The sequence below is a fragment of the Oleiphilus sp. HI0043 genome, assembly GCF_001634935.1.
Genome location: NZ_LWEY01001462.1, coordinates 1 through 749, shown reverse-complemented (window position 1 = coordinate 749; position 749 = coordinate 1). Strand labels below are relative to the sequence as shown.

Annotated in this window: 1 protein-coding gene; it reads left to right on the top strand. The window is 45.5% G+C overall.

Translation table 11 applies throughout. The features are described 5' to 3' along the window. Nucleotides 1–9: 9 nt before the first annotated feature. Nucleotides 10–749, top strand: a 740-nt coding sequence (locus A3729_RS20680; RefSeq protein WP_156498053.1) for a GGDEF domain-containing protein, incomplete at its 3' end; no start/stop codon positions are given.

Sequence of the window (749 nt, the reverse complement as noted above, 5' to 3'; positions counted from 1 at the left end):
CTAGGGTTTATGTCTGACCAACTTGCCTACATGTGTGTAGAAACGATAGGTCTAGTCATTCCAATTATCATACTTGTCTGTGCTATCGGTGCACTAAAGCGTCACCCCCCGATGGCGAAGTTGTTTCTTCTTGCCTGGACCACTCACCTTATTACGGGCACCCTATGGGTATGGATGTGGCTTGGATACACCCCCCCATCACTAGACACCCTCAATATTTTCATTGCAGGTTCAGTGACCGAGCAACTGCTGCTAGCCATCTTGCTTGGCTATAAATACGCAAACCTGAAACAAGAAAACCGTAAGCTGGCAAGAGACGACGAAAATTATCTGGGTGAGTCAACTCAAGACCAGTTAACAGGGGTTTTTAGTCGTCAAACCCTCTACACTCAAATTGAACATACAATTAAAACTAGCGAGAACGACCTTGTTTGGATCGATATTGATATTGACAACTTTCAGAAGTTTAATGAGGCGCACGGCCTTCACGCAGGCGACCTATTGCTTAGCGAGTTTGGTCAATTGCTCCAAACAAAAGTACGTCGAGATAACCTAGCCGCAAAGCTGATCGATAAGGAAAATAGCTTCGCCTATAGAAGAGGGCTGGCAGGAAGAGTCGGTGGTGGGAAGTTTACTATACTTCTATCCAACTGCTCACTCCCCCAAGCCAGGCTCTACGTTGAAAGGTTAATGCGAGATTTCGAAGCCATCAAAATAAAGTCAAGCGATGGAAAGTGGCTAAATTCGAG